Here is a 26,425-nt window from a genome sequence, read left to right as displayed (position 1 = left end):
ACCCATCATGGGTGGCATGAAACAAGACGTGATGCCGGTCATCCGGGATCTCAAAGAGTTCGACGTGAAGAGCGGCAACCTGCTTGAACGCATGGTGTTCAACAATCGCCTGCCCTTCATCGCCTGCATCCTGCTAGTCACGGTGCTGCTGGGCTACATGGCCTTCACGCGCCTGGAGCTGCGTCCCAGCTTCGAGAAGATGATTCCGCAGGGACACCCCTACATCCAGAACTTCCTGGAAAACCGCAAGGGCCTGCGCGGCCTGGGTAACACCGTGCGGGTCGTGGTGGAAAACACCCAGGGCGATATCTTCGACCCGGCCTACCTCGACGCCCTCAAGCAGGTCAACGACGAGCTGTTCCTCACCCCCGGTGTGGACCGTGCCTGGATGAAGTCCCTCTGGGCGCCCGGCGTGCGCTGGACCGAAGTGACCGAGGAAGGCTTCCAGGGGGGCCCGGTCATGCCCGATGGCTACGACGGCTCCAAGGCGAGCATCGAGCAGCTGCGGCAGAACATCGCCCGTGCCGGCATCGTCGGCAGCCTGGTGGCCAACGACTTCAAATCCACCATGCTGGTGGTACCGCTCCTGGACCAGGCCACGGCCGGTAGCCAGGGCGTGGACTACCACCAGTTCTCCCGCCAGCTGGAAGAGAAGCTGCGCCTGCGCTTCGAGTACGCCGGCGACCGCAAGGCCCAGGCCTCGGGCGAGGAAGGGCAGGGCGCCATCAAGATCCGCGTGATCGGCTTCGCCAAGCTGGTGGGTGACCTGATCGATGGCCTGCTGCGGGTCATGGTGTTCTTCGCCATGGCCGTGGTGACCGCCTTCTTCATCATCCTGGTCTACACCCGTTGCCTGCGCAGCAGCCTGCTGGTGATCTTCTGCTCGCTGATGGCGGTGGTCTGGCAGCTGGGGACCGTGGCCTGGCTCGGCTACTCGCTGGACCCGTACTCGATCCTGGTGCCGTTCCTGATCTTCGCCATCGGCGTGTCCCACGCCGCCCAGAAGATGAACGGCATCATGCAGGACATCGGTCGTGGCACCCACAAGCTGGTGGCGGCGCGCTACACCTTCCGCCGCCTGTTCCTGGCCGGCGTGACCGCGCTGCTGGCGGACGCCGTGGGCTTCGCCGTGCTGATGCTGATCGACATCCCGGTGATCCAGGACCTGGCCATCACCGCCAGCATCGGGGTGGCCGTGCTGATCTTCACCACCCTGCTGATGATGCCGGTGGCGCTGTCCTACGTCGGTGTGGGTACCAAGGCCGCCGAGCGCGCCCTGCGTATCGATACCAACGCCGCGGCGCACAAGGGCTTCGGCCACATCTGGGACTTCCTCGACCGGTTCACCGAGAAGCGCTGGGCGCTGCCCACCGTCGGCCTGGCCGCGATCATGGGCGTGGCCGGCTACCTGGTCAGCCTGAACCTGCAGATCGGCGACCTCGACGCCGGTGCTCCCGAGCTGCGTCCGGAGTCCCGCTACAACCGCGACAACGCCTACATCACCAGCCACTACGCGCTGTCCAGCGACCTGTTCGCGGTGATGGTGAAGACCCCGGCCGAGGGTTGCCTGAACTACCAGACCCTGATCCAGGCCGACCGCCTGAGCTGGGCCCTGCAGCAGCACCCGAACGTGCAGGCCACGGCGTCCCTGGCCAACGCGGTACGGCAGATCACCGCCGGCACCTACGAGGGCAACCCGAAGTTCCTCAGCCTGCAGCGCAACCAGGACGTGCTCAACTACGCGGCCCAACAGGCCTCGGTGAACACCCCCGAGCTGTTCAACACCGACTGCTCGCTGATGCCGGTAATCGCTTTCCTCAAGGACCACAAGGCCCAGACCCTGGACGACGTGGTGGGGATCGCCGAGAAGTTCGCCGCCGCCAACAGCACCGACGATCGCCAGTTCCTGCTGGCCGCAGGTAGCGCGGGTATCGAAGCGGTGACCAACCGGGTGGTCCACGAGGCCAACCGCACCATGCTGCTCTACGTCTACCTGGCGGTGACGGTGTTCTGCCTGATCACCTTCCGCAGCTGGCGGGCGACTGTGGTGGCGCTGCTGCCGCTGGTGCTCACTTCGATCCTCTGCGAGGCCCTGATGGTGGCCATGGGCATCGGTGTGAAGGTTGCGACGCTGCCGGTGATCGCCCTGGGCGTGGGCATCGGCGTCGACTATGCGCTGTACCTGCTCAGCGTGCAGCTGCAGTACCAGCGCGAGGGCCTGTCGCTGTCGGCGGCCTACAAGAAGGCGGTGGCCTTTACCGGCCGCGTGGTGGGCCTGGTGGGCATCACCCTGGCAGCGGGCGTGATCACCTGGGCCTGGTCGCCGATCAAGTTCCAGGCCGACATGGGCATCCTGCTGACCTTCATGTTCGTCTGGAACATGGTGGGCGCACTGGTCCTGATTCCTGCGCTGTCCTACTTCCTGCTGCGCAAGCCGGAAGTCGAAGCCCGCGCGGCGGTATCCGCTGCCGCCGCCTGAGGGCCCGTGACAGGGGCCTTGAAAAGGGCCCTGCAGACGAAGCAACTTGAACTACGCTGGAGTTCGGGAGGGGGAGAGGCCATCAGGTGTCCTGAAGGCATTCGCCCCGACTCCAGCTTCGTCTAACGGGCCCCCATCCACGTCATGAGGGCCGCTGATCAGGAAGGCCTTCATGCTCGACTACTTTGCACTGGGCGTGCTTATTTTCGTGGGGATCGTGCTGTTCTACGGCATCATCGTCCTCCACGACATTCCCTACGAAATCGCGGTACACCGCAATCATCCCCACCAGGACGCCATCCACGCGGCCGGCTGGGTCAGCCTCTTCACCCTCCACGCGTTGTGGCCGTTCCTCTGGATCTGGGCCATGTTGTACCGCGAGGATCGGGGCTGGGGCTTCAACCATGGCAAGCAGGGGGCCAGCCAGGATGCTGACCTGGTGAAGGAACTGGCGGAACTTCGCCAGCGCATCGAACAGCTGGAGGGGCAGCAGGCTGCTTCCCACGACGAGCGGAAGGAGGGCTGATCAATGGACCTGTTACTGATCCTTACCTACACCGCCATCTGCGTCGCCGTCTTCAAGATTTTCAAGATCCCGCTGAACAAGTGGAGCGTGCCCACTGCCGTGCTCGGGGGCATCGTGCTGATCGGTACGCTGATCTTCCTGATGAACTACAACCACCCGTACTCCGAGGTGGCGCGCACCTACTTCGTGTCGACGCCGGTGATTCCGGTGGTGACCGGCCAGGTAATCGACGTGCCGGTCAAGGGTAACGAGCCGCTGGAGAAAGGCGATGTGCTGTTCCGCATCGACCCGAGACCCTTCGAATTCCGGCTGAAGTCCCTGAAGGCCCAATTGGTCTCGGCCCGTGCCGACCAGTCCCGCGCCCGTGAACTGGCCGCTCGCAATGTCGGCAACCGCCGCGATGTCGACCTCACCACCGCGCGGGTGGAAGACCTGGAGGCGCAACTGGGCAATGCCCAGTTCGAGCTGGACAGCACTGTGGTTCGGGCGCCGAGCAAGGGTTTCGTCACCCACGTGTCCCTGCGCCCGGGGATGATGGCGACCCGGCTGCCGCTGCGCCCCTCCATGGTCTTCATTCCGGATGAGGGGCATTACTTCGCCGCCTGGATGCGCCAGAACAGCCAACTGCGCCTGAGCACCGGCGATGAGGCGGAAGTGGCCTTCGACGGTATCCCCGGCCGGGTATTCCAGGGCAAGGTGAAGCAGGTGATCGGCGTGATTGGTGAGGGTCAGGTGCAGCCGTCCGGCACCTTGATCAGCTTCACCGGCTCACCGCCTCCCGGCCGTGTGCCGGTGATCATCGAAATCACCGACCCGGACTATGCCCAGTACGCGGCGCTGATGCCCGGCGGTTCTTATGGCCAGGCAGCGCTCTACAGCAAGCACTTCCACCATGTGGCGATCATGCGCAAGATCCTTTTGCGCATGGCGGCCTGGATGAACTACATCTTCCCGTTCCACTAAGTGCTGTCGAGGGGTCGCCCTGGCAAGCAGTACGCCATGGCTACCCCTCGGTGGTTCCGCTTCAGCCCGTCATTTCGCCGCGCCATCCCTGGCCCGGAGACCTTTGAAGCCCACCTGGCAAGTCCGCACCTAGAGCTGGAACTGCGCGACCAATTGTTCCTGGCTGCCGGCCACTTTGCGCAGGTGTTCGCCGCATTCGCGGGTGTGAGCGGCGGTGCGTCGGTTCTCGACGGTCATGTCGCTGAGCCTGTGCATGTGCTGATTGACCTCCTGGGTGGTGGACGCCTGCTGTTCGGCCGCCGCAGCGATCTGGAACGCCAGCGCGTGGACGTCCTTCAGCGAATCATCCAACTGACCGAGTGAGGCGAGCACGGATTGGGTCTCCAGCTCGAGCGCGCGGGCCTGTTCGCTGGAGTCCCCCATGCGCGTCTGCGCTTCGCCGGACGACTCACCGAGGGCGGCGACGATCGCGACAATCTCTTCGGTGGCCTGCTGGGTCTTCTGCGCCAGATTGCGCACCTCGTCGGCCACCACGGCGAAGCCGCGGCCCTGATCGCCGGCACGGGCCGCTTCGATAGCCGCGTTGAGGGCGAGCAGGTTGGTCTGTTCGGCGATGGCGCGGATCACCTCCAGCACCGAGCCGATCTGCTGGCTGTCGGTGGCCAGGGTCTGCACCACCTGGTCAGCGCCGCGCAGACCGGCGAGCAGCCGATCCTGCTGGCCGATCATGCGTTGCAGGCTGCTCTGCACGGTGGCGAATGCGTCGCGCGCGGCAGCGCTGCCATCGGCGCTCTGACTGGCGTTGTTGGCAATTTCCTGGACGGTGGCGGCCATCTGGTCGACCGCGCTGACCACCAGCTCCAGGGCCTCCTGTTGCTGGTCCAGGCTGTTGCTGGTGTGCCCGGCGGCCCCGAGGATGTCGCCACTGGCGGCGTCCACCGCATGGCTGGCCTGGCGCAGTCGCTCGACCACCTGGCGCCAGGCCCGTGCCATCTCGTGCAGGGCCTCCATCAGGCCGCTGTGCCCGTTGGCATCGGCGCCCAGATGCAGCTCGCCGGCGGCCAGGCGCTGGGCCAACTCGGCCATGCGCCGTGGCTCACCACCCAGCGGGCGCATCACGCTACGGCTGACCAGCCAGGTGGCCACGGCCACGCCGGCCATGGTTAAGGCCACCAGCAGCAGGACCCGCCACATCAAGGCGTGTACCGGGGCGAAGGCTTGCTCTTGATCCATCTCGGCAATCAGTGCCCAGCGTTGGCCGTCCAGTTGCAGGGGAACGAACGCCTTGAGCGCCGGCTGGCCGTTGAGGCCGGCTTCGGCCAGGCGTCCCTGCTCGCCATCCAGGGCATGGCGGATCGCCTCGCCGGGCGGGGGAGCGGCCTCTTCGCCGGCGCGCTGGACCCGGTGTTCGGCAAAGCGCACCGAATCGGAACGCAGGCGGCCGTCGGTACCCACCAGATAGGTTTCGCCGGCTTCGCCCAGACCCTGGCGCGCCTGCATCACCCGGTTCAGCTCGGACAGCGGCAGCTCAAGGACCAGCAGCGCCTTGAGTTCACCCTCGTCGCGGATCGGCGCGGCGAGGTACTGGCTGGGTTCACCGCCCGCCGCGTTCACCGCCAGGTCGCCGATCTGCACCTGACCACTGCCCAACGCGCTGCGCACCACCTGTCCCAGCGACGTGCCACGCCAGGCCGCATCGCCCAGGTTCTGCTGGTAGTCGGCACTGCGCTGGAGGCTGAACAGCACCTGTCCTTCGCGGGAGACCAGTTTGAGTTCGCGGTAGCCGAAGGTGGCGACGAAGTTTTCGAAGATCGCCCGGTCGTAGTTCGCGCTGGTGACCAGGGATGTGGCGTCCAGCCCGGCGTAGCTGGTGCTGAGGTTGCTGGCCAGGGCGGCGAGCTGGTTACGCCGCGCCTGCCAATTGTCTTGCAGTTGCTGTTGTTTGATATTCGCTACGGCTTCCAGCGCATTGAGCGCCTGCTCGCGCAGGGCCTGGCTGGCCTGCTGATACACCGTGAAGACCGTGGCCAGCACCGGTATCAAGCCTATCAGCAGAAAGCTGACGGCAAGTTTTACGCGCAACGGCATGTCGTGAGACTCCGCGTGTAGATGGGTGACAGAGGGTTGGAAGCGTAAAAAATTCTGCAAGAAGCGTGCAAATTGCTTAACGGGGCGTCAATAAAATTGAGCAACTGGCGCGCGAGACCGTGATTCCGGCCCCCTGAGGAGCATGCTGATGGCGTCGCGACTGTCGAAACGCCTGGCACCGAGGGCGTCGTGGACTGCGCAGGTGAATCTTCCGGTAACGGGTGCGGAGGGCTTTACGCCGACGGTCCGTGGGGCGCGCGCTGCTCGGCGGCCCAGTGACGGGCGATGTCTTCCCGCCGACAGACCCACACCCCGTCGTGCCCCTGCACGTGGTCCAGGAAACGTGCCAGGGCCATGGCCCGTGCCGGGTGGCCGCTGATTCGGCCGTGCAAGCCGATGCTCATCATCTTGGGTTGCCGCGTACCTTCCTGCCAGAGGAAGTCGAAGGCGTCCCGGAGCAGTTGGAAGAAGTCCTGCCCCGAGGCGAAACCGTTGGGCAGCAGGTAGCGGGCGTCGTTATTGACCAGGGTGTAGGGAATTACCAGGTGGGGCGGCGAACCTGGAAGCCAGTAGGGCAGGTCGTCGTTGTAGGCGTCCGAGCTGTAGAGGAAACCGCCTTCCTCCCGCAGCAGGTGGCGGGTGTTCGGGCTGACCCGGCCCGTGTACCAGCCCACCGGACGCCGGCCGCAGATGCGCTCGATCAGCTCGATGGTGAGGCGGATATGGCGCCGCTCCTCATCTTCTGGAATGTCGCGGTAGTCCAGCCAGCGGTAGCCGTGGCCGGCCACCTCATGACCGCCGGCGCGCAGAGCGTGGCCGATCTGCGGCACCAGCTCCAGTGCCCGGCCGACAGCGAAGGCGGTCAGCGGCAAGCCCCGCTCGTTGAAGAGGTCCAGGATGCGCCAGACGCCCGCGCGGGAGCCGTATTCGTACAGGCCCTCGACGCTGAGGTCGCGCTCGCCAATACGGGGCGGGCGGCCCGGCAGTTCGTGGAGGTAGGCTTCCGACTGGGCGTCGCCATTGAGCACGCAGGATTCGGCGCCTTCCTCGACGTTGAGCACGAACTGCACTGCGACCCGGGCATCCCCGGGCCAGCGTGGGTGGGGTGGCTTGCCGGCGTAACCGACGAGATCGCGTTCGGCCATCAGCCCAGCTCGAAGGTGGTGACGCCGAATACGCGCTGCTGGTCGACCGGCGGAGGTGGACCGAGGTACATCCGCGCGCAGCCGAAGACCTCCTCCATCCCGTGCTCACGGACCAACGCCATGGCCGCCGCGTTGTTTTCCGGGGCATCCAGGAACAGCGGACCGCCCACGGCGAATCGAGCCAGATGGGCGAACAGCGCCCTGGCGGCCCGAGCGTCATCGGCAAACAGCGGGCCGATCTTGCAACCTTCCTGGCAGCGCCGCACCACGCCGTAGCCGCACAGTTTCCCGTCGCGCCGGCAGCCCAGGGCGAGGGCATCGGGCTGGGTGGTCCAGCCTTGCAGGAAGGTTGTCCGGGGCGCGGGGAAGCAGCGGCGGTCGTACGCCTGCACGGCTTCGAAGGGAAATTCGCCGAGCGGCGCCACGTCCTCGTCAGGCGCTGGCAAGTCTCCCGCGAGGTCCATGCGAAAGCGCAGGTTGCGATGGGAAAACACGAATCCGCCCTTGGCGTAGTAGTCCTGCATGGCGAACACACCGTCCATGCCAATGGCCGCGCCCGGGCGCAGCCGTGCCAGGAGCCTGTCGCGGCGGACGTGCCAGAGGGTATTGCCGAGGCCCTGGCCGCGAAACTCGGGGCGGACGATGAAGAAGCCCATGAAGCCGAATTCACCGTTGTAGGACGTGATGGCGCCACCGCCGATCAATTCCCCATCGAGGTCGGCGGCAATGAAGGCTTCCGGATCGTTGGCCCAGAACAGGCCGGCATCATGGAGGCCGGGATTCCAGCCTTCCCGTGCGGCCCAGCCCACCAGCTCGTCCAGCTCGGGGCGGGTCATGTCGCGAATCACCAGCGGGCTCGGCATCGCAAGCGCCTCCTAGGCCGGACCAGACGATTTCGGTATAGCGCCAACCGGGAAATCGAGCCAGGCCGCCGGGCGGCGCCTCAGGCGTCGCGAAGCAGGTCGTGGGCGTCGAGCAGTCGGTAGGCGATCTCCGGGCGCTTCTCCAGACCTCGGCGGATGGCTGCCGGAATGGATTGGCGGGTCTTGCGGCAGAGGCCCGGCAGTTCAGCGATCTCGATATCGAGGCCGCGCATGGTGCGCACCTCGTTGTAGCCCGGAGTAATGGACAGGCGGATGCCAAGCTGTTCGTACATCCGCCGCTGCATGTGCTCCAGGTCCGCCAGGCTCTGGATGTTCTCCAGGCGATCGAGCAGGCGCTTCTCCTCCTGGCGGGTCAGGAGCAGGATGCGCACGTCCGAGCCGGGCTGTTCCAGCAGCTCGTCACGGCCGCAGTTACAGGCGCCGGGCGGGCAGGGTTGGCGGGTGGGGAGTGTGGGTGTCATGGCTTTCGATCATAGCCAGCCGTTGGGCGGCACGCATCAGCGAAGAAAGTCCCCCACGGCCTGGATCACCTGGTCGGTCTTTTCCCGATGGGGAACGTGGCCACATTTCTCCATCAGCAGAACCTGGGAACGGTTGTCCGTGAGTTCGGCGATCCGCTGTGGATGGAGGGCGGAGCCGAACTCGTCCAGCTCGCCGTGGATGGCCAGAACCGGGCAATCCAGGCGTTCTACTTCGTCCTTCAGCGACCAGTGGGCGAAGCCGGGGGAGAGCCAGGTTTCGGTCCAGGCATCCAGCACCCAGCGCGCCTTGTCGCCGTGGTACTTCATCAGCCGTTCGATCTGGCCGTCCTGCTGGAAGCCCTGCTTGGCCTCGCGGATGCCTTTCAGGGTGCGGTCTTCGACGAAAGCTTGCGCCGACTCGGTGATCAGCGCCACGCAGTGCTCCCGGTGCCGGGCGGCGCAGTGGGTGGCCATGCCGCCGCCGACGCTGTGGCCGAAGGCGATGAAGTCGGTGACGCCAAGATGATCCATCACCAGCGGGAAGGCGCGTTCCGCCTCGTCACCGACGAAACCGAAGGTCAGCTCACCCGGATGGGCATCCGACCGACCGAAGCCGAGGCGGTCATAGGCCACCACCGGTCTGCCCGTGAAGGCGGCGAGCTTGCTCGGGAAGTCGCGCCACAGCTCCACACAGCCGAGGGAGTCATGGAAAAGAACGAAGGGCGCCTCTTCGAAGGAGGGACTCTGGTGGTCGGGGCTCCAGATGCGCACGAAAAGCTTGCCATGGGGGCTGTCGATCCGGAGGTCCTGGGTGTGGTGGCTGGGACTCGGCACGGAATGCTCCAAGGGTCGGGGTGACGCCTGAGGCTGCCAGAAAATGCCGAGGTGCGGCTAGTGGGGCCGCTGGGGCTGGCGGTGCAGATGGCGCGGTCGCAGCAATGGAGTCAACCGGGTAGGGTGCGCCGTGCGCACCAGCAATTGGACGTGGCGCCGACTCGAGCGTGGGCTTAATCTCCGCTTTTCCTCCCCTCAAGGACGCTCCCATGAAGACCGCACTCCTGATCATCGACGTGCAGCAGGCCCTCAGCGTTGGCATCGAGGCCGCCTTCGAGATCGAACGGGTGATCGACACCATCAACGGCATCAGCACCAAGGCGCGGGCCGCCGGTTTGCCGGTCGTGCTGATCCAGCATGAAGAGGACAACGGGGACTTCCGGTTCGGTAGCGATGGCTGGCAGCTGGCCGAGGGGCTGGCGGCTGACGCGGGTGATTACCGGGTGCGCAAGACCACGCCGGACTCCTTCCACAAGACCGACCTGCAGGCAGTCTTGCAGGAGTACGACATCCAGCGCCTGATCGTTTGCGGCCTGCAGACCGACTTCTGCGTCGACACCACCGTGCGCCGCGCCCTGGCCCTGGGCTACGAAGTGACGCTGGTGGCGGACGGCCATTCGACCCTGGACAACGGCGTGCTCAGCGCGGCGCAGATCATTGCCCACCACAACAAGGTCCTCGGCAGCATGTCGAGCTTCGGCGTGCGCGCGCGGGTGGTGCCGGCCGCGCAGGTGTCCGTCGAGGCCTGAGGCGTGGGCGGCCGCCGGGCTCAGCGGTCGCCCGGAACCTGCTGGACTCGCTTGCGGAATTGGCCGGGGCTTTCCCCGGTCCAGCGGCGGAACACCCGGTGGAAGGCGCTGGGTTCCTGGAAGCCGGTCATGATCGCGATTTCGCTGATGCTGAACTGGTCGCCCCGAAGCAGTTCGAAGGCCAGCGCACGGCGAACCTCGTGCTTGATCTCCTGATAGCTGAAACCCTCGCGTTCCAGCTGGCGGCGGAAGGCGGTGGTGTTCATGCCGAATTCCTGGGCCAGCTCCACCAGGGTCGGCCAGGTGAGATCGCGGTTCTGCTTCAGGCGCCGGAACACGTTGGCCGTCAGGCTCTCTTCATTGCGGAAGCGGACCACCAGCCACTGCGGTGAAGTGCGCAGGAAGTGCTTCAGCGCGGGCAGGTCCTGCACCACCGGCAGGTTCAGGTAGTCGGCATCGAAGGCCACTTCAGTGTTGGGGGCGTCGAACTCCAGCAGCGGCCCCCACAGCAGGGGATCGGCGCCTTGAGGCGGGCGAGGGTAGCCGAAGGCGGTCCTGTCCATGGGAATGCGCCGGCCGGCGAGCCAGCACAACACGCCCAGCACGATGCTCAGGTAGATCTCTTCGGCGCTGCTCCTGATGCTGGGCTCGTGCAGCGAGGTGCGCAGGCAGATCACCGCCTGGCCACTGCGCAGTTCCAGGCTGGCGCGAATATCCCGCAGGAACAGGCCCATGGAGTTCAGGAGCTGGCGCAGCGCCTTGCCCAGGGTCGGTTCCTGGATCAGGCCCCGGCAGATCAGGGCGAAGCTGCCCTGGGGCATGCCACGGGAGTCGAAACCGAAGAATTCGTCGTCCAGCTCGCGGGTCATGGCCAGCCAGAAACGGTTCACGGTGGGGGCGGGGAGGCGGGCATCGGGCGTTTCCAGGATGCCGGGGTCGATCCCGGCTTCGTCGAGCATCGCCCGCACCCGATCGGGGTGGTCCTTCAGTCGGTAAAGCGCAGCCTGGACCAGGTATGCGGCCACCGAATCTCGTTCTCTCATTCCAGCTCCCAATGCTCCGGGTCGCAGTTGTCACAACGTGGGCCAATGATAGTGCGGCGATGCCGGCACGGCGATTTCCTGTGGCCAAAATTGCCACGTCGGCTCGCTCATTTTGGGCATAGGCTGGAACCGTCAGCGTGCCTAGACTCCACCCCATCCTCTGGGAAGGTAATCGCCATGCCGAACTACACCGCAAATCTCCGTGACAGCCGCTTCGTCCTCCATGAAGTCTTCGACGCTCCCGCGATCTGGGCCCGTCTGCCCGCCCTCGCCGAGCGCATCGATGCGGACACCGCCGACGCCATTCTCGAAGAGGCCGCCAAGGTCACCGGCCAGCTCCTGGCCCCGATCAACCGCAGCGGCGACGAAGAGGGCGCGCAGTGGCACGACGGCGTGGTGACCACGCCCGCCGGCTTCAAGGAGGCCTATGCCACCTACGTGGAAGGCGGCTGGGTCGGCCTGTCCGGCAACCCGGATTTCGGCGGCATGGGCATGCCCAAGATGCTCGGCGTGCAGTTCGAGGAAATGGTCTACGCGGCCAACAACAGCTTCGCCCTGTACTCGGCGCTGACCTCGGGCGCGTGCCTGGCCATCGACGCCCACGCCAGCGCCGAGCTGCGCTCCACCTACCTGCCGCCCATGTACGAAGGCCGCTGGGCCGGTTCCATGTGCCTGACCGAGCCCCATGCCGGTACTGACCTCGGCATCATCCGCACCAAGGCCGAGCCCCAGGCCGACGGCAGCTACACGATCAGTGGCACCAAGATCTTCATCACCGGCGGTGAGCAGGATCTGACCGAAAACATCATCCACCTGGTGCTGGCCAAGCTGCCCGACGCCCCGGCCGGCCCGAAGGGTATCTCCCTGTTCCTGGTGCCGAAGCTGATGGTCAATGCCGATGGCAGCCTCGGCGCGCGCAATGCCGTGGCGTGCGGTTCCATCGAACACAAGATGGGCATCAAGGCATCCGCCACCTGCGTGATGAACTTCGACGGCGCCACCGGCTACCTGGTGGGCGAGGCCAACAAGGGCCTGGCGGCCATGTTCACCATGATGAACTACGAGCGCCTGTCCATCGGCCTGCAGGGCATCGGTTGCGCCGAAGCCTCCTACCAGAACGCCGTGGCCTATGCCCGTGACCGTATCCAGAGCCGCGCTCCGACCGGCCCGGTCGCCAAGGACAAGGCCGCTGACCCGATCATCGTCCACCCGGACGTGCGCCGCATGCTGCTGACCATGCGTGCCATGACCGAGGGTGGCCGCGCCTTCGCCTGCTACGTCGGCCAGCAACTGGACCTGGCGAAGTTCTCCGAAGACGCCGACGAGCGCCAGCGCTCCGAAGCCCTGGTGGCGCTGCTGACCCCGGTGGCCAAGGCCTTCTTCACCGACATCGGCCTGGAGAGCTGCGTGCTCGGCCAGCAGGTGTTCGGCGGCCACGGCTATATCCGCGAGTGGGGCCAGGAGCAACTGGTGCGTGACGTGCGCATCGCCCAGATCTACGAAGGCACCAACGGCATCCAGGCCCTCGACCTGGTCGGCCGCAAGGTGGTGGCCAACGGTGGCGCCGCAGTACGCCAGTTCTGCGCCGAAGTCCGCGACTTCGCCCACCGCCATGAGGCGTCCTTCGGCAGCGACCTGCTGGTAGCCCTGGAGCGCCTGGAAGGCGTGAGCGGCTGGCTGCTGGAGCAGGCCAAGGGCAACCCCAACGAAATCGGTGCGGCCTCGGTGGAGTACCTGCACCTGTTCGGCTACGTGGCCTACGCCTACATGTGGGCGCGCATGGCTGCCGTTGCCCAGGCCCGCCGCAGCGAAGACGAAGACTTCTACGGCGCCAAGCTGGCCACCGCCGAGTTCTATTTCCAGCGCCTGCTGCCGCGCGTCCTGAGCCTGGAGGCGAGCATCCGCGCAGGCAGCGACTCCCTCTTCGGCCTGGCCGCAGAGCAGTTCTAAGGAAAACGTTTGACGTGAAGCGCGGCCCGGCTGTTTGGGGCCGCGCATTTTCTTCAAGGGACGTGTCCCAGGGGCACGTCCCTTTTTTGCGATTCCGCGTGCGGCTCAGAGACACCGCGCCGACCGCATGGGTTTCGCTCCGCTCGCGGAACGCCGCCCGACCCATCCTGCAAACTACCCGCGGTGCGCATGGCGCACCCTACAGGGAGGCTCCGCTGCCTTAGCGCAGCGGAATCTGATCGAGCCGGGTCCGGGAGAGGGCATCCAGGTCTGTCCTGATCCGGGCAATCAGTTCTTCCGTGCCGATCGACTGGTTCTGCAGGAGATAGCCCTTCACGATGATCGCCAGCGGATGCACGCCGATGCTGCTGGCCAGCAGGTCCAGGTCGGTGATGGAGATGGACCGCATCCCGCGCTCCATGGAGCTGACGACGCTCTGGCTCCTGCCGGCCTCGTCCTGGGCGAATCCCCGGCTGATCCTGAACGCCTTCACGGCCTGTCCCATTGCGGTTCTGAGTTCCATAAGCCTCTCCTTGCCAATGAACTGTGGTGCGTCTTTCCGGCCAGCCATGGCGACTTGCGCATGGCTGGGGCGTCACTCCGGGACGATATCGTCGACGATGATGTGGCTTGCCTGCCGGCTGCACCGCTCGATCCGTGCGTTCACCTGGTAGACGCGGCGCAGCAGCTCGGCGGTGATGATGTCCTCGCAGGCTCCACTGCCCTGGGCGGTGCCGTTGGCGATCACCAGCACCTGGTCGGCGAAGCGCAGGGCCTGGTTGAGGTCATGGATGGCGATGAACACGATCATCTGGTGCCGCCGGGCGAGCCGCTGCATGAACTTCAGGACCTGAATCTGCCGGCGCAGGTCCAGCGCGCTGGTCGGTTCGTCCATGAGCAGTATTTCCGGCTCGCGGACCAGGGTCTGCGCGATGGACACCAACTGCTGCTGGCCGCCGCTCAGCTCGCCGAGGTTGCGGAAGGCGAGGTCGGTGATGCCCAGCGAGTGGAGGACTTCATCGATCAGTCCAAGCTCGGCGTCATGCACCACCCAACTGGGTGTCGCCTGTTTGCTGGCCAGCAGAACCGATTCGTAGACCGTCAGGCGTGCGCTGGCGTTGCTGTTCTGGGGCATGTAGCAGACGCCCCGTTGGCCCTTCTTCGAGTCCTCCAGCACGACGCGGCCGGGGCCGTCGATCAGCCCGGCAATGCGCTTGAACAGCGTGGATTTGCCCGCCGCGTTGGGGCCGATCACGGCCACCACCTGGCCCCCCGTGAAGTCGGCCGTGCTGATGGCGGAAATGATTTCGCGGTTCCCATAGCGGGCCCCGACATTCTCCAGGCGCAGCTTCACCATGAGTGCTTCTTCCCGCCCAGGATCAGGGAAATGAAGAACGGCACGCCAATGAGCGAGGTCACCACGCCGATCGGGAAGATCGCGCCCGGAATCAGCGTTTTGCTGACCACCGAACTGACCGAGAGAATCAGCGCCCCCGTCAGCACGGACGCTGGCAGAAAGAAGCGCTGGTCTTCGCCAATGAGCATCCGCGCAATGTGCGGGCCGACCAGGCCGACGAAACCGATGGTGCCGACGAAGGCCACCGGAAGGGACGCCAGCAGGCTGACCATGATCAGTGTCTGGAAGCGCAGCTGCTGGACGTTGACCCCGAAGCTGGCGGCCTTGTCGTCGCCGAGCCGCAGGGCCGTCATGGCCCAGGCGCGTTTGGCGAAGATGGGCAGCACCACGAGAATCACCACGCAGATGATCCCGAGCTTCGGCCAGGTGGCCTTGGTGAGGCTGCCCATGGTCCAGAACACCACGGCGGCGACGGCCTGTTCCGTGGCGAAGTACTGCACCAGGGCCAGGAGCGAGTTGAAGGTGAACACCAGGGCGATGCCCAGCAGGACCACCGTTTCCGCCGTGACGCCGCGGCGCATGCTCAGCAGATGGATCAACCCGGCCGACAGCATGGCCATGATGAAGGCATTGATCGGCACCATGTAGTGCGCGATTGCCGGGAACAGCGCCACGCCGAAGGCCAGCCCCAAAGCCGCGCCGAAGCTGGCCGCCGCCGAGATGCCGAGGGTGAAGGGGCTCGCCAGCGGGTTGTTCAGGATGGTCTGCATCTGTGCGCCGGCCAGTGACAATGCGGCTCCGACGGCGACCGCCATCAGCGCCACCGGCAGGCGGATATCCCACATCACCACCCGCAGTTGGGCGGGCACGCTGTCGGGGGAGAGGAGGGCCTGCAGCACCTCGCCGAGGCTGTATTTCGCCGGCCCCAGGGCCAGGTCGAGGAGGACGCTCAACAGCAGCAAGGCGACGAAGCCGCCCAGCGTCAGGCGCTTGCGCAGCACCAGGGAGCGGTAGGTGTGGCGCTGCCCGGCCGCCTGGATTCCAACGGGATTCATTGCGGGCTCCCCGGGTTCAGGCTCACGAAGTAACCCGGCTCATAGGCCACCGGCAGGAAGCGCTCATGCAATTCCCGCAGGGTGGCGTCGGCGTCCAGGTCCGCGAACAGGGTCGGGTGGAACCACTTGGCCAGTTGCTGGATGGCCGCGAACTGGTAGGGGCTGTTGTAGAACTGGTGCCAGATGGCGTGGAACGCGTGGTGCTCCTGCGCCTTGATCCCGGCGTAGGCGGGGCGCTGCGTATAGGGCTGGAGCTTGCGCCGCGCCTCATCGAGGTCGGCGCCGGGGCCGACGCCGACCCAGGTGCCGCCCGGTGCGAAGGCCTCCCAGTTGGCGCTGGTCACCACCACCTGGTCGGGGTTGGCGACGATGACCTGCTCGGGGTTCAGCTGGCCGAAGGTGGACGGGATGATGCCCTTGGCGATGTTGTCGCCACCGGCCATCTCGACGAACTTGCCGAAATTCTCGTTCCCGAAACTCAGGCAGCAATCCTGGGTGTAGCCGCCGATGCGCTCGATGAAGACCTTCGGCCGTTGTGGCTGTTTCGCCGCGATGACGTCGGTCACCCGCGCGATCTGCTGCGCGCGGAAGGTGATGAAGTCCTCGGCGCGCTGCTCCTTGCCGAACAACTGGCCGAAGAGGCGCATCGAGGGCTCGGTGTTCTGGATCGGGTCATTACGGAAGTCGATGTAGACGACGGGAATGCCCAGGGCATCGAGCTTCTCGATGTAGCGAGCATCCTCCGTCGCATGCTGCGCCTCGATGTTGAGGATGATGACATCCGGCTGCTGCGAGATGGCCTGCTCGATGTCGAAGGTGCCGTCCTCGAAGCCGCCGAAGGTGGGAATCTCGGCGATCTTCGGGAATTTGCGCAGGTAGGCGCCGTAGGTATCAGGGTCGGACTGGATCAGGTCCTTGCGCCAGCCGACGATGCGTTGCAGGGGATTCTCGGTGTCCAGGGCGGCCACCAGGTACAGCTGCCGCCCCTCGCCCAGGATCACGCGCCGAACCGGCACCTGAACCTGGACCTTGCGCCCCAGCAGGTCGGTGACGGTCGTCCTGACCGGCGCCGCACCCTCGGCGAGCACGAATCCTGGCAGGGCCGCCAGTACGGCTGCGCCCAGCAACCCGAAAAAGAAGAGAACAAGGGAAGCCGCGTTCCATCGACGTTGAATTGCCATGTACGTGTCTCTACCGAAGCCTGTTGGAAATACCGACCGTCCTGATCAGTGCGTGGGGGTCGCGACTCAGAAGTCGACCGTGGCCGACAACTGCAGGGTGCGCGGGGCGCCCTGGGAGAACGCGCCGTAGGAGGCGACGCCGGACCAGTACTCGCGATCGAACACGTTCTGCACCGTGGCGCGGAAGGTGGTCGGTTTACCGTCAATCACGGTGCTGTAGCGCGCGCCGGCATCGAAGCGGGTCCAGGCGTCCAGCTCCTGGGTGTTGGCCTGGTTGACGAACTGGCTGCTGGTGTAGATGGCGCCACCGGTCAGCGTCACCCCTTGTGCCCAGGGGGTGTCCCATTCGGCCCAGACGTTGGCCTGCACATCCGGCACGCCCACCGGGTCATTGCCGCGGTTGGCAACGGTGGCGGAGTCGGTCAGTTCCCCGTCGAGCAGGGTGACGCCGCCCAGCAGGCGGGTGCCTGGCGTGACCTCGCCGAACAAGCTCAGCTCCACGCCACGGTTGCGCTGTTCGGCCTGGACCGAGAACACGTTGTCGGCACCCAGCTCGCCGCTCGGCTTCTCGATCTGGAACACGGCGACGGTGCTGGAGAAGGTGCCGTAGTCGACCTTCACGCCGACCTCGTGCTGCTGGGTCTCGTAAGGGGCAAAGGCCTCGCCCGCGTTGGCGGCGGTGGCCGGCGCGATATCGCCTTTGCTGAGGCCTTCGATGTAGTTGTAGTAGAGCGACACGTTCTCCCAGGGCTTGACCAGCACACCGACCATGGGCGTGGTGGCGCTGTCTTCATAGCGGGAGGTGACGGCGCCGGAGGTGCTGTAGTTGCGCGACTCGATCTCCTGCCGGCGCAGGCCCAGGGTCAGCTGGAAGCGGTCATCCAGCATCGACAGGGTGTCGGCGAAGGCCACGCCCGACAGTTCCGACTCGGACACCCGGGATACCTTGGGCGCCTTGATGAACTGCTCGGGGGCGTCGCTGGGGTGATAGATGTTCGAGTTGATCGGGGTGCCGCTGTTGATGCCCCGGGACAGCTCGTCCTGGTACGTGGTCGCCATCAGCGTGGTGGTGTGATAGATCGGCCCGGTATCGAAGCGGGCGCGAGCGCCGGCGTCGGCGGTCGAACGGTCCACGTTGAACTTGTAGTAGCCCGGCGTGCTGGTGATGTCGCCCGCTTCGTTCAGGATGCGCGGCTGCTGGTCCGATAGCCGCGCGACATCGGTACGACCGCCGCCGGCGTGGGCGAAGACGGTCACGGCATCGGACAGGTCATATTCGCCGCCCAGTAGTGCCGACTGCTCGTTGGTTTCCGACCAGCCCCAGTCCTGGGTGACGTTGGTGCTGCCGTTCGCGGCGGACGGAACATCGATGCCCGGTGCGATGGAGAAGGGGCGCGACGGCGCGTCGAATTCTTCCCGCTGGCTGATCAGGTCCAGGTTCAGGCGCAGGCGCTCGCCCTGGTAGTCGAGGGCGATGGCGCCAATGCCCACGCCGCGCCATTGGTCGTCCACGGCGGTGTCGCCCTGCTGCAGGCTGCCATTCACGCGCACGCCGAACTGCTGCTCGTCACCGAAGCGGCGACTGACGTCGACATGGCCGCCCACCTGGGTGTCGGAGGCGTAGGTGGCGGTGAAACGGGTCAGGTCTTCCGCCAGCGGCCGCTTGGGCACGATGTTGATCACACCGCCGACGCCGCTGTTGGGCGAAATACCGTAGAGCAGGGCGCCCGGGCCCTTGAGCACTTCGATGCGCTCGGCGTATTCGGTGAAGACCCGGTAGTTGGGGGCGACGCCGTAGACGCCGTCGAACGCCAACTCGCCCAGGTTGCCTTCGCCCACCGGGAAGCCGCGAATGAAGAAGGAATCGACGATGCCCCCTGTCTGGCCCGTGGAGCGCACGGACGGGTCCCGCTCCAGGGCGTCGGCTGCGGTCACGGCGTGCTGGTCGGTCATCATCTTGGAGGTGTAGCTGGTCACGCTGAAGGGCGTGTCCATGAAGTCCTTGTTGCCCAGCATGCCGAGCCGGCCGCCGCGAGCGACCTGGCCGCCCGCATAGGCCGCCGGCGGTGAATCCTTGTAGCCGCCGCTGGCGTTGATGGTGGTGGCCGCCAGGGTCAGGTCGCCGTCGTCCCCTGCGCCTTGCGCGAGGGTGTAGCTGCCGTCGCTGCGTTCCACCAGCTCCAGTCCGCTGCCGGCCAGCAGGCGTGCGGCGGCCTCGCGGGCGGAATAGCTGCCGGACAGCCCTGGGCTGGAGCGGCCATCGGTCAGGGCCGGCTCGAATGACAGGGCGATGCCGGCGTCCATCGCGAAGTCCGACAGTGCGCTCCCCAGCGGTCCGGCCGAAATCTCATAGGACTTCACGGCAACGGCATCCAGTTGCTCGGGCGCAACCGCCCAGGCGTTGGCGCTTACTGCGGCCAAGGCAACGGTCAGCGTTGCGCTTTGAATGGCCAACGCCAACTTGCGCTCACCCCAGGAACGACTTGCAGCAAACATGTCAGAAAAGTCCTTTTGGCTAGTGAATAATGCGTATCTCTCTCATTTGCCAGTTGAGAGGAAAAAAAGTATCAGCCGCGAACGGATTTTTTTTGCGGTGCCCGCTAGCGGGCGGAGAGGAGGATCCAGTAGCCGTTCATGCGAACGGTGGCCGCCAGCGGATAGGTCGACACGAGCATGTTCAGGGCCTGCTCGATGTCATTGACGGGAAAGACACCCGAGACGCGCAGATCGGCGATGGCGGGTTCGCAGCGGATGAAACCGTGGCGGTAGCGGGCCAGTTCGGCCGCGAAGTCGGCGAGCCGCATCCTGTCGGCTTTCAGCATGCCTTGGGTCCAGGCTTCGGCGCTCTTGTCGGCGGGGCTCACGGGGTCGGCGTTCCGGGCAGTGAAACGGGTCTGCTGGCCCGCGTGCACCACCTGCGATGCCGTCAGCCCGGCGCTGGCCGGTTCGACCCTGACGGCGCCTTCCAGTACGGCGAGATGGGTGCGGCCAGTCCCTTCACGGACCGTGAAGCGCGTCCCCAACGCCTCCATCCGGCCCTGGGTCGTCTCGACAAGGAAGGGCCGCCGTGGCACTTGGTTGTCGGGTGAGGTCTGTACCAGGATTTCGCCACGCAGCAGCCGGATGAAGCGCTGCCCGGCGTCATACCGCACATCGATGGCGGAGTCGGTGTTGAGGGTGATCTGGCTGCCATCGGCCAGCGTGATCTCGCGGCGCTCGCCGACGGCGGTGTGATAGTCAGTGGTCCACCCCTGCCACTGGGCAAGTTTCCACCCCGCCGGCACCAGGGCCAGCATCACCGCCAGCTTGGCGATGGCGGCACGGCGGTCGGGGCTTGCCGGGCGATCCAGCGCCGGCATGGCCAACGCCGGTGGCAGGCCGGCCATCTTGCCCATCAGCAATTCGGCGCGGCTCCAGGCCTGGGCGCGCTCGGGGCTGCTCTCGCGCCAGATCGCCCAGGCTCCGCGCTCTTCGTCGGTCACGTCGCTGTCGTTCAGGCGCATCAACCATTCGGCCGCTTCCTCCAGCGGCGTGGAATCGCCTTGCTCATGGCTGCTCTGGACCATTCATTCCACCAGCGTCAGGCACTGGAGAAATGCCTGTTTCATGTAGCGCTTGACGGTAATCAGGGAGACGCCGATTTCTTCGGCGATGTCCTCGTACTTCTTGCCGCCCAGTTGCGACAGCAGGAACGCGCGCTTCACCAGAGGCGGCAGGGTGTCGAGCATGGCATCGATCTCATGCAGCGTTTCCAGCACCAGCAGCCGCCGTTCGGGGGAGGGCGCTTCAGCCTCGGGCAGGCTCTCCAGCGCGCTCAGGTAGGCCCGTTCCAGGGCCTGGCGCTGGCACCAGTTGACGAGGATGCCCCGCGCCACGCAGTTCAGGTAGGCGCGCGGCTCATGGAAGACAGAGACCCCGGACGCCAGGATGCGCGCAAAGGTGTCGTGGACCAGGTCGGCTGCATCGAGCGCGTTGCCCAGCTTCCTGTAGAGCCGGTTGTACAGCCAGCCGTGATGGTCGCTGTACAACGCCTCGACGGCACGCAGGTGCTGACTCTCGGTAGCGGGGAGGGCATCGCTCATGGGCGTCTTTGGTTTTACAAGTGAGAAGTATTCGCAATAATAATTTGCGGCGAAGCTTCCCTGCAAGCGCTGCATTTGTTCCGTGTGGTTCAGGCCCGTGTGCGGGCGATACGGTCGAGCGCTTCGAGCAGAAGATCGATTTCGGCTTCGGTGTTGTAGGCGTGAACCGATGCCCGCACGACGGCGTTCAAGCCGCGCTCGGTCATGTCCAGCAGGGTCGAGCCGGCACTGGACATGGAGACATTGATCCGCCGCGCTTCTGCTGCCAGGTGTTGCTGAATCTGCCGGGGGGCGTGACCGTCCAGGGTGAAGGACACGATTCCCGAGCGGACCGCGCCCCGGTCCCGATTGGACGCGCCATTCACCTGCTGGAGCCCGGTGCGCAGGTAGTCCGCCAGGCCTTGGATCCGCGCCCACATCGGCTCGATCCCCACCGCGAGGGCATAGTCCACCGCCGCCCCGAAGCCCAGCTTGGCCGCGACGTTGCATTCCCAGTTCTCGAAGCGCCGCGCGTCGCGGCGGATTTCAAATGTTTGCGGCGTCAGCAAGGAGGCCGAATGCAGGTCCAGGAACGCCGGCTCGAGCGTCTGGCACAGGTCGTTCTCGACATAGAGGAAGCCCACGCCCCGAGGCCCGCGCAGGTACTTGCGGCTGGTGGCGGTGAGGATGTGGCAGCCGATCTTCTGCACGTCGATCGGCACCTGTCCGGCGCCCTGGCAGGCATCGAGGAGGAACAGCACGCCGGCATCCCGCGCCAGGGCGCCGATGGCTTCGACGGGCTGCACCGGGCCGCCGTTGGTGGCAATCAGCGGCAGTGAGATCAGGGCGGTGTGCTTGTCCTTCAGCATCTGCCGCAGGGCGGCGAGGGAAACCTGGCCCTGAGGGTCATTGGGAATGACCCGCACCTCGATGCCGCGCTGGCGTTGCAGCTGGAGGTAGGGGATGTAGTTGCCGGCGTATTCGGTGGTCGAGGTCAGCACCACGTCACCGGACTTCAATGGCAGCGAATAGAACGCCATGTCCCAGGCGCGGGTCGCGTTCTCGACGATGGCGATCTCCTCCGCCCGCGCATTGATCAGACGGGCCACCGAGCGGTAGACCCCTTCGAGTTCGGCTACGGCCCGGGCGGCCGCCTCGTAGCCGCCCAGTCGGGTTTCCAGCCGCAGATGCTCGATCACCACGTCCACCACCGGCTCGGGCATCAGCGAGGCGCCCGCGTTGTTGAAGTGGATGATCTCTTCGACGCCCGGGGTGTCAGCGCGCAATCGGTTGATGTCCAACATGGGATTCCTCGATCTGGGTGGAGCCCATTGGGCCGCTGGTCACTCGCTGCGGGGCGCGCCGCTGACCATCGGTAGCGGCGGGCGGTGGCGCAGCGCGACGATGGTGGCCAGGGCGACTCCATAGGCGACGGCAACGAAATAGTAGGTGTATTGCAGGCCGTAGACCTGGCTGAGCAGGCCGCCCACGGCGATCCCGGCGATGGAGGCGAACTGCGACGTGCTCTGGGCGACGCCAAGGACGTAGCCCTGCCGGGAGGCGTCGACCGTGCGGGAAATCACCGCCATCAGCACCGGGGTCGTCGCCCCCAGCAGCATGCCCCAGACGAAGTAGACCCCGACGAAGACCACCGGATTGCGAGTGATGGCCGCGAGGCTGGTGAGGGCGATGCAGCCGACCACGACATACACCATGCGCTGCAGGGTTTCCTGCTGTCCGCGCTTTTCGAAGTACCTGGACCAGGGCGCCGCCGAGAGGATGAAGCCCAGTGCGAGCAGGCCATAGCAGAGGCCCACCACGGAATTGCTGACCTCGAAGAGGGTGCTGACGTACAGGGAGAACGACGTCTGCGGGAGCATGCGTGCCAGCAGCATCACGCCCATGATGGCCAGCAGCGGCAGCAGCGGTGAATCCTGCCAGAGGCTGCGCGTTCCGGCCTGGTTGGCGGCGGGTGGTGCCTTGATCACCGGCGGCACGTTGGGCAGCACCACGGCGGCCACCACCGTGCAGACGGCGCACAGCACGGCCGCGACGATGTTGATCCAGAAGAAGGTGGCGAAGTCGAGGATCAACCCGCCGACCACGGCCCCCAGCAGCGAGCCGACATTGGTGGAAATCTGCAGGATGGCGAACAGCCGCGCGCGCCGGGACGGTGCCTCGATGCTGACCCCGTAGGCCTGCGCCGGTGCGATGTAGCCGGCGAACGCGCCCTGCAGGAAGCGCAGCACCAGGATCTGCCAGATGTCGTTGGAGAAGGCCAGGGCGAACTGGGTCAGGGCCAGGCCCGCCAGCGCGCGGATCATCATCCACTTGTGGCCGTGGCGGTCGCCGATGCGGCCCCAGAAGGCGCTGGTCAGGATGATCCCCAGCATCGGGCCGACATAGACCGCGACGCTGGCGAAGCTGAAGAACGAATCGGAGGCGGTCAGCCCACGCAGGTGGACGGGCCAGAACGGCCCGCTCATCTCCATGGCGCCCATGGAAACGAGCTGGATCGTGAACAGTAGGACGATCAGGACGCGAACGCGGGAACCCTGAACAACACCTGCGTGGGACATCGGAGGACCTCGATTGCTCAGGACGCGTGGAGCGGGTTGGTGACGGTGTGCTGCAGACGATAGTTGGCGTACTTGAGCATGTGCATCCGCAGGAGCGACCGGGTGGGCCAGGGATCTTGCAGGAAGGCCTTGCGCTCTGTCTCCCAGAGATTCGCGTCGACGCGGCTGCGCACCGCCTCGAATGCCCCTTCGGTTTCCTGCCGCAGCACCTCCCACATGCGGGTGTTTTCCAGGGCGTATTCGCCGGTCAGCGCCAGGGCCACTTCGTGCAGGTGGCTGAAGAAGCAGGCGTCGATCACGAACATCCGCACCGGTTCGATATCGTCGCGGAACACGGTGGGCAGGATGCCCGGCTGCACATGGGGCTGGAGCGTGTAGCCACGCGCCTCCAGCAGCGGAGCATAGGTCCTGCCGTCGCCAAAATCGCGGATCAGCAGGCTGCGCGCCTCGCCGTCAGGGGCGAACAGCACCATGGTGTTCTGCTGGTGGGCCTCCAGTCCGACGCCGTAGAGCAGGAAGATCGCCACCACCGGCTGCGTGATGACCCGGGCGTATTGCCGGAACCAGGCCTCGACGGCGGCGGGGGTCGCCTTCCTGCCGTCTCGCTCGATCAGGTCGGTGAACAGCGGCCGGCCATTGCCGGGCAGGCGCGTGAACAGCGAGGCGACGGTGATCGGCAGGCAGCCGTCGGTGCGTTCGAAGGCCTTCCGGCTGGCGCGAAACACCACGGAGAGGTGACGGCCGGGGTGGTCGTCCTGCTTCACCGCATGCTTGTAACGAACGCCGATTTCTTCGGGGAAGATTTCCAGCATGCCGTTGAAGCCATCCTCGATATCGAGAATCTGTGAGATGACGTGGCTGATGCGCGGCCCCATGTGGATCGATTTCGCCTGCAGGCTGCGTTGTTCGCTGGTCATCCAGAGCGCGATCGGCAGCTTGATCAGCGGCGCGGTGTCTGCCTGGGCCGGCATCATGGTGCGGTAGGACATGGTCGGAAGCGTCTCGATGTCCGGCCCCTCGGTGATCAACAGGCCGTCCGCGATCTCCGCCGCGAACGTCGACTTGACGTAAGCCTCCAGGTGCCAGGCGTGGATCGGCAGCGGAAGCCAGTTTCTTTCATCCAGCTGCCTGGCGTTCAGGCCTGCCTTCCACTCGCTCCACTGCAGGGGGTAATGCCGGGCGAACCAGGCGTTGTAGCCCTTCACGTGGGGCATGCTTTCCATCTTCGCCATGTCGGCCCGCAAGGCTGCGATGCGCAGCGGTACACGGGCGTGGAACTCGGGGGAGAGCCGTTCCACTTCGTCGTCGCGCAGGCCGGGGCGGGCCTTCCAGGTCGGGTAGTAGGGATGGCCTTCCAGCGAACCCCACTGGTCCAGCAGCATGGCGGCGTCCTTGGTGCTCAGGTGCCTGCGCAGGTAGTCGGTGAAGCTGCCGAGGCCGGCAGCAGCCGTTGCATTCGCCAGTTCGGCGTTCCAGCCCGTGCGGAACAGACGGGCGTGGGCGTCGTTGGTGATGCTGTTCTCCATGTCGGCCTTCAGGCCTTCGATCCCGTCATCGGTTGGCGAGAAATCGAAGCTGCTGCGCAGCAGGTCGAGCATCTGCTGGTGGGTGGTGATCGGCGTGCGATCACCCTCGGGCGAGACAAGCACCACGTCGCCCGCGCAATCCAGGGTGTCGGCGGGGTTGGCGGTGAAGTGCTCGAAGCGGAGTGCGGCGCCCGAGTCGTCGAGGGGGAATGTGGCCTGACGCTGATCCTCGGACCAGGTCAGCTTCGTCTTGTCCAGGATGCCTTCGACGAACAGGCAGCGAACCAGGCGGCGCATCGCATTGCGACGGGAGAAATCGAGGGCGGCGGTGAGGTCTTGCATGATGTCTGATCGCTCTTTCGAAAAGGGGGGAGGGGGCAACTGGCGCGCGCTCATCGCGCCTGTGGCCAGGCGCTGGGGAAGTAATCCAGCGCGGAGGCGCGCAGGCCCTGCATGTAGGAAACGCTCCAGTGCAGGACCTCTTCGATGTAGGGGACTTTCAGGCCGAAGCGCTTGGCCATCTCCACCAGCAGCACCAGGCCGTAGGCGACGTCCTCATGGAAGGCGCGGCTTTCGCGGTCGATGACATAGCCGGGGCGGTTGCCGCCTGCCGGGATCATGGGTGCCAGGATCGAGTTGTAGGCCTGGTTGGTCCGCAGGATCGAGAGCATGGAGGTCTGGTCGCGAATCTGCTCGCCGTAGGCCTCGACGATTTCCTGCTTGAGGGACTTCACCGAGGACAGGTCGACCTTCAGTTCCCGGCTGATCACGTTGCACAGCTGCTGGCTTTCCTGGTCCATGCGTTCCAGGAAGTAGGCGCCGAGCTCGGAGCACTCCGTCCACCAGCACATCGGATGCGGAAAGATCCTGTTGTGCCATTGCCCGTAGGGGCCGACCAGCCCGTAGATCACCGAGCTGTGCATGATCGGGTTGCCCGGCGTCAGGGTGATCTCCAGGTAATCGTCCAGCAGGGTGACCTCGGACTCGTAGAGGCGAGTCAGCAGGCCGAGCAGTTGTTGGCGCGACGCTGCGGATTCCCGCGCATGGGTCCCCACATACAGATGGCTCTTGGCGCCGCCCATGCGGATCGATACGCCCGGCTTCAGATCGAAGGCGGTATGGGGAACGTCCTTCATGCCCCAGATCACCACGTTCGGATGCCCGGCCAGGACGGTTTCGGCCAGCCAGTCGAACCCGCAGAAGCCGGGGATGGCGCCAACATGCACCGGCTTGTTGCTGGGCAGGTGCGGCTCGATCTCCCGCAGCAGCCGGGGGCGGGCATGGGCGGGCACGGTGATGAGGACGATGTCCGCATCGCGCAGGGCAATGGCCGGATCGTTGGTGATGACATCCAGGCGGGCGCTGAGCGCGGGTCCGTCAGGCTGGATGGCCTGGATGCGCGCATCCCGGGCGTGCAGGTCCACGATGTCCAGATTGCGGGTCAGCAGCGAGACCTGGACGTTCTCCAGCTGCTTGAACAGGACCGCATTGAGATGCCCCGTCCTGCCTCCGCCGCAGATGGCGACTTTCAAAGGCTCCATTTC

22 protein-coding genes are annotated in these 26,425 nt (G+C 65.8%); 5 read left to right on the top strand and 17 right to left on the bottom strand.

Features of this window, described 5'->3' with window-relative positions:
• Positions 1 to 7 precede the first annotated feature (7 nt).
• The 3 genes from TQ98_RS15455 to TQ98_RS15445 all read left to right on the top strand — a co-directional run bounded on the left by TQ98_RS15455 (position 8) and on the right by TQ98_RS15445 (position 3,968).
• Positions 8 to 2,479, top strand: coding sequence for an MMPL family transporter (locus TQ98_RS15455; protein WP_044874369.1), 2,472 nt, complete (start codon positions 8 to 10; stop codon positions 2,477 to 2,479).
• Positions 2,480 to 2,651: 172 nt separating this feature from the next.
• Positions 2,652 to 3,005, top strand: a complete 354-nt coding sequence (locus TQ98_RS15450; protein ID WP_044874370.1) for a DUF3302 domain-containing protein — start codon at positions 2,652 to 2,654, stop codon at positions 3,003 to 3,005.
• Between the two features lie 3 nt (positions 3,006 to 3,008).
• Entirely contained in the window at positions 3,009 to 3,968 is a 960-nt protein-coding gene (locus TQ98_RS15445; RefSeq protein ID WP_044874371.1) for a biotin/lipoyl-binding protein, read from the top strand.
• A gap of 129 nt (positions 3,969 to 4,097) precedes the next feature.
• Here TQ98_RS15445 and TQ98_RS15440 read toward each other — a convergent pair whose 3' ends face one another.
• The 5 genes from TQ98_RS15440 to TQ98_RS15420 form a co-directional block, all read right to left on the bottom strand.
• Positions 4,098 to 6,056: a methyl-accepting chemotaxis protein gene (locus TQ98_RS15440; RefSeq protein WP_044874372.1), complete on the bottom strand. Its 1,959-nt coding sequence runs from the start codon at positions 6,054 to 6,056 to the stop codon at positions 4,098 to 4,100.
• A gap of 233 nt (positions 6,057 to 6,289) precedes the next feature.
• Complete coding sequence (gene puuE, locus TQ98_RS15435) at positions 6,290 to 7,201, bottom strand: allantoinase PuuE (RefSeq protein WP_044874373.1); 912 nt, start codon at positions 7,199 to 7,201, stop codon at positions 6,290 to 6,292.
• A complete protein-coding gene (locus tag TQ98_RS15430; RefSeq protein ID WP_044874374.1) occupies positions 7,201 to 8,064 on the bottom strand; it encodes a GNAT family N-acetyltransferase in 864 nt (287 codons plus the stop codon). The genes puuE and TQ98_RS15430 overlap by 1 nt, the downstream gene beginning before the upstream one ends.
• 80 nt (positions 8,065 to 8,144) lie before the next feature.
• Positions 8,145 to 8,546, bottom strand: coding sequence for a hypothetical protein (locus TQ98_RS15425; protein WP_044874375.1), 402 nt, complete (start codon positions 8,544 to 8,546; stop codon positions 8,145 to 8,147).
• Between the two features lie 36 nt (positions 8,547 to 8,582).
• Positions 8,583 to 9,380, bottom strand: coding sequence for an alpha/beta hydrolase (locus TQ98_RS15420; protein WP_044874376.1), 798 nt, complete (start codon positions 9,378 to 9,380; stop codon positions 8,583 to 8,585).
• Positions 9,381 to 9,589: 209 nt separating this feature from the next.
• On the opposite strand from TQ98_RS15420, the gene TQ98_RS15415 reads away from it, so the two are divergent.
• Positions 9,590 to 10,129, top strand: coding sequence for a cysteine hydrolase family protein (locus TQ98_RS15415; protein ID WP_044874377.1), 540 nt, complete (start codon positions 9,590 to 9,592; stop codon positions 10,127 to 10,129).
• Between the two features lie 20 nt (positions 10,130 to 10,149).
• Here TQ98_RS15415 and TQ98_RS15410 read toward each other — a convergent pair whose 3' ends face one another.
• Positions 10,150 to 11,172, bottom strand: coding sequence for an AraC family transcriptional regulator (locus TQ98_RS15410; RefSeq protein ID WP_044874378.1), 1,023 nt, complete (start codon positions 11,170 to 11,172; stop codon positions 10,150 to 10,152).
• Positions 11,173 to 11,349: 177 nt separating this feature from the next.
• On the opposite strand from TQ98_RS15410, the gene TQ98_RS15405 reads away from it, so the two are divergent.
• Positions 11,350 to 13,122, top strand: coding sequence for an acyl-CoA dehydrogenase C-terminal domain-containing protein (locus tag TQ98_RS15405; protein ID WP_044874379.1), 1,773 nt, complete (start codon positions 11,350 to 11,352; stop codon positions 13,120 to 13,122).
• 220 nt (positions 13,123 to 13,342) lie between these two features.
• Here TQ98_RS15405 and TQ98_RS15400 read toward each other — a convergent pair whose 3' ends face one another.
• From TQ98_RS15400 to TQ98_RS15350, 11 genes are all read right to left on the bottom strand, one after another.
• Positions 13,343 to 13,645 (bottom strand): helix-turn-helix transcriptional regulator, encoded by a 303-nt coding sequence (locus TQ98_RS15400; protein ID WP_044874380.1) that lies wholly within the window; start codon positions 13,643 to 13,645, stop codon positions 13,343 to 13,345.
• A gap of 72 nt (positions 13,646 to 13,717) precedes the next feature.
• Complete coding sequence (locus TQ98_RS15395; RefSeq protein WP_044874381.1) at positions 13,718 to 14,479, bottom strand: ABC transporter ATP-binding protein; 762 nt, start codon at positions 14,477 to 14,479, stop codon at positions 13,718 to 13,720.
• The gene (locus TQ98_RS15390; RefSeq protein ID WP_044874382.1) at positions 14,473 to 15,534 is read right to left on the bottom strand and encodes an iron ABC transporter permease; all 1,062 of its coding nucleotides are present in this window, start codon (positions 15,532 to 15,534) and stop codon (positions 14,473 to 14,475) included. Before TQ98_RS15390 ends, TQ98_RS15395 begins: the two co-directional genes overlap by 7 nt.
• Positions 15,531 to 16,715, bottom strand: coding sequence for an ABC transporter substrate-binding protein (locus TQ98_RS15385; RefSeq protein WP_103102981.1), 1,185 nt, complete (start codon positions 16,713 to 16,715; stop codon positions 15,531 to 15,533). Before TQ98_RS15385 ends, TQ98_RS15390 begins: the two co-directional genes overlap by 4 nt.
• Before the next feature lie 66 nt (positions 16,716 to 16,781).
• Entirely contained in the window at positions 16,782 to 19,211 is a 2,430-nt protein-coding gene (locus tag TQ98_RS15380; RefSeq protein ID WP_044874385.1) for a TonB-dependent siderophore receptor, read from the bottom strand.
• A gap of 104 nt (positions 19,212 to 19,315) precedes the next feature.
• Positions 19,316 to 20,281: a FecR family protein gene (locus TQ98_RS15375; RefSeq protein ID WP_044874386.1), complete on the bottom strand. Its 966-nt coding sequence runs from the start codon at positions 20,279 to 20,281 to the stop codon at positions 19,316 to 19,318.
• Positions 20,282 to 20,797, bottom strand: coding sequence for a sigma-70 family RNA polymerase sigma factor (locus TQ98_RS15370; protein ID WP_044874387.1), 516 nt, complete (start codon positions 20,795 to 20,797; stop codon positions 20,282 to 20,284).
• An 89-nt stretch (positions 20,798 to 20,886) separates the two neighbouring features.
• Positions 20,887 to 22,080: an aminotransferase class V-fold PLP-dependent enzyme gene (locus TQ98_RS15365; protein ID WP_044874388.1), complete on the bottom strand. Its 1,194-nt coding sequence runs from the start codon at positions 22,078 to 22,080 to the stop codon at positions 20,887 to 20,889.
• Between the two features lie 39 nt (positions 22,081 to 22,119).
• Entirely contained in the window at positions 22,120 to 23,355 is a 1,236-nt protein-coding gene (locus tag TQ98_RS15360; protein WP_044874389.1) for an MFS transporter, read from the bottom strand.
• Between the two features lie 17 nt (positions 23,356 to 23,372).
• On the bottom strand, positions 23,373 to 25,223 hold the full coding sequence (locus TQ98_RS15355) for an IucA/IucC family protein (RefSeq protein ID WP_044874390.1): 1,851 nt from the start codon (positions 25,221 to 25,223) through the stop codon (positions 23,373 to 23,375).
• Positions 25,224 to 25,273: 50 nt separating this feature from the next.
• Positions 25,274 to 26,422: an NAD/NADP octopine/nopaline dehydrogenase family protein gene (locus TQ98_RS15350; protein WP_044874391.1), complete on the bottom strand. Its 1,149-nt coding sequence runs from the start codon at positions 26,420 to 26,422 to the stop codon at positions 25,274 to 25,276.
• Between the last annotated feature and the right edge of the window lie 3 nt (positions 26,423 to 26,425).

The sequence above is a fragment of the Pseudomonas sp. LFM046 genome, from assembly GCF_000949385.2.
Taxonomy (GTDB): domain Bacteria; phylum Pseudomonadota; class Gammaproteobacteria; order Pseudomonadales; family Pseudomonadaceae; genus Metapseudomonas.
Note: the sequence above shows the minus strand (reverse complement) of the source record. Positions and strands in the feature narration are given on the sequence as shown.

Excerpts from the sequence above, each read along its gene's own strand:
- TQ98_RS15395 (WP_044874381.1), bottom strand. The coding sequence starts at position 14,479 with ATGGTGAAGCTGCGCCTGGAGAATGTCGGGGCCCGCTATGGGAACCGC.
- TQ98_RS15455 (WP_044874369.1), top strand. The coding sequence starts at position 8 with ATGGGTGGCATGAAACAAGACGTGATGCCGGTCATCCGGGATCTCAAA.
- TQ98_RS15430 (WP_044874374.1), bottom strand. The coding sequence starts at position 8,064 with ATGCCGAGCCCGCTGGTGATTCGCGACATGACCCGCCCCGAGCTGGAC.
- TQ98_RS15390 (WP_044874382.1), bottom strand. The coding sequence starts at position 15,534 with ATGAATCCCGTTGGAATCCAGGCGGCCGGGCAGCGCCACACCTACCGC.
- TQ98_RS15445 (WP_044874371.1), top strand. The coding sequence starts at position 3,009 with ATGGACCTGTTACTGATCCTTACCTACACCGCCATCTGCGTCGCCGTC.
- puuE (WP_044874373.1), bottom strand. The coding sequence starts at position 7,201 with ATGGCCGAACGCGATCTCGTCGGTTACGCCGGCAAGCCACCCCACCCA.
- TQ98_RS15380 (WP_044874385.1), bottom strand. The coding sequence starts at position 19,211 with ATGTTTGCTGCAAGTCGTTCCTGGGGTGAGCGCAAGTTGGCGTTGGCC.
- TQ98_RS15355 (WP_044874390.1), bottom strand. The coding sequence starts at position 25,223 with ATGCAAGACCTCACCGCCGCCCTCGATTTCTCCCGTCGCAATGCGATG.
- TQ98_RS15365 (WP_044874388.1), bottom strand. The coding sequence starts at position 22,080 with ATGTTGGACATCAACCGATTGCGCGCTGACACCCCGGGCGTCGAAGAG.
- TQ98_RS15370 (WP_044874387.1), bottom strand. The coding sequence starts at position 20,797 with ATGAGCGATGCCCTCCCCGCTACCGAGAGTCAGCACCTGCGTGCCGTC.
- TQ98_RS15425 (WP_044874375.1), bottom strand. The coding sequence starts at position 8,546 with ATGACACCCACACTCCCCACCCGCCAACCCTGCCCGCCCGGCGCCTGT.
- TQ98_RS15360 (WP_044874389.1), bottom strand. The coding sequence starts at position 23,355 with ATGTCCCACGCAGGTGTTGTTCAGGGTTCCCGCGTTCGCGTCCTGATC.
- TQ98_RS15375 (WP_044874386.1), bottom strand. The coding sequence starts at position 20,281 with ATGGTCCAGAGCAGCCATGAGCAAGGCGATTCCACGCCGCTGGAGGAA.
- TQ98_RS15405 (WP_044874379.1), top strand. The coding sequence starts at position 11,350 with ATGCCGAACTACACCGCAAATCTCCGTGACAGCCGCTTCGTCCTCCAT.
- TQ98_RS15450 (WP_044874370.1), top strand. The coding sequence starts at position 2,652 with ATGCTCGACTACTTTGCACTGGGCGTGCTTATTTTCGTGGGGATCGTG.
- TQ98_RS15410 (WP_044874378.1), bottom strand. The coding sequence starts at position 11,172 with ATGAGAGAACGAGATTCGGTGGCCGCATACCTGGTCCAGGCTGCGCTT.
- TQ98_RS15385 (WP_103102981.1), bottom strand. The coding sequence starts at position 16,715 with ATGGCAATTCAACGTCGATGGAACGCGGCTTCCCTTGTTCTCTTCTTT.
- TQ98_RS15400 (WP_044874380.1), bottom strand. The coding sequence starts at position 13,645 with ATGGAACTCAGAACCGCAATGGGACAGGCCGTGAAGGCGTTCAGGATC.
- TQ98_RS15415 (WP_044874377.1), top strand. The coding sequence starts at position 9,590 with ATGAAGACCGCACTCCTGATCATCGACGTGCAGCAGGCCCTCAGCGTT.
- TQ98_RS15440 (WP_044874372.1), bottom strand. The coding sequence starts at position 6,056 with ATGCCGTTGCGCGTAAAACTTGCCGTCAGCTTTCTGCTGATAGGCTTG.
- TQ98_RS15350 (WP_044874391.1), bottom strand. The coding sequence starts at position 26,422 with ATGGAGCCTTTGAAAGTCGCCATCTGCGGCGGAGGCAGGACGGGGCAT.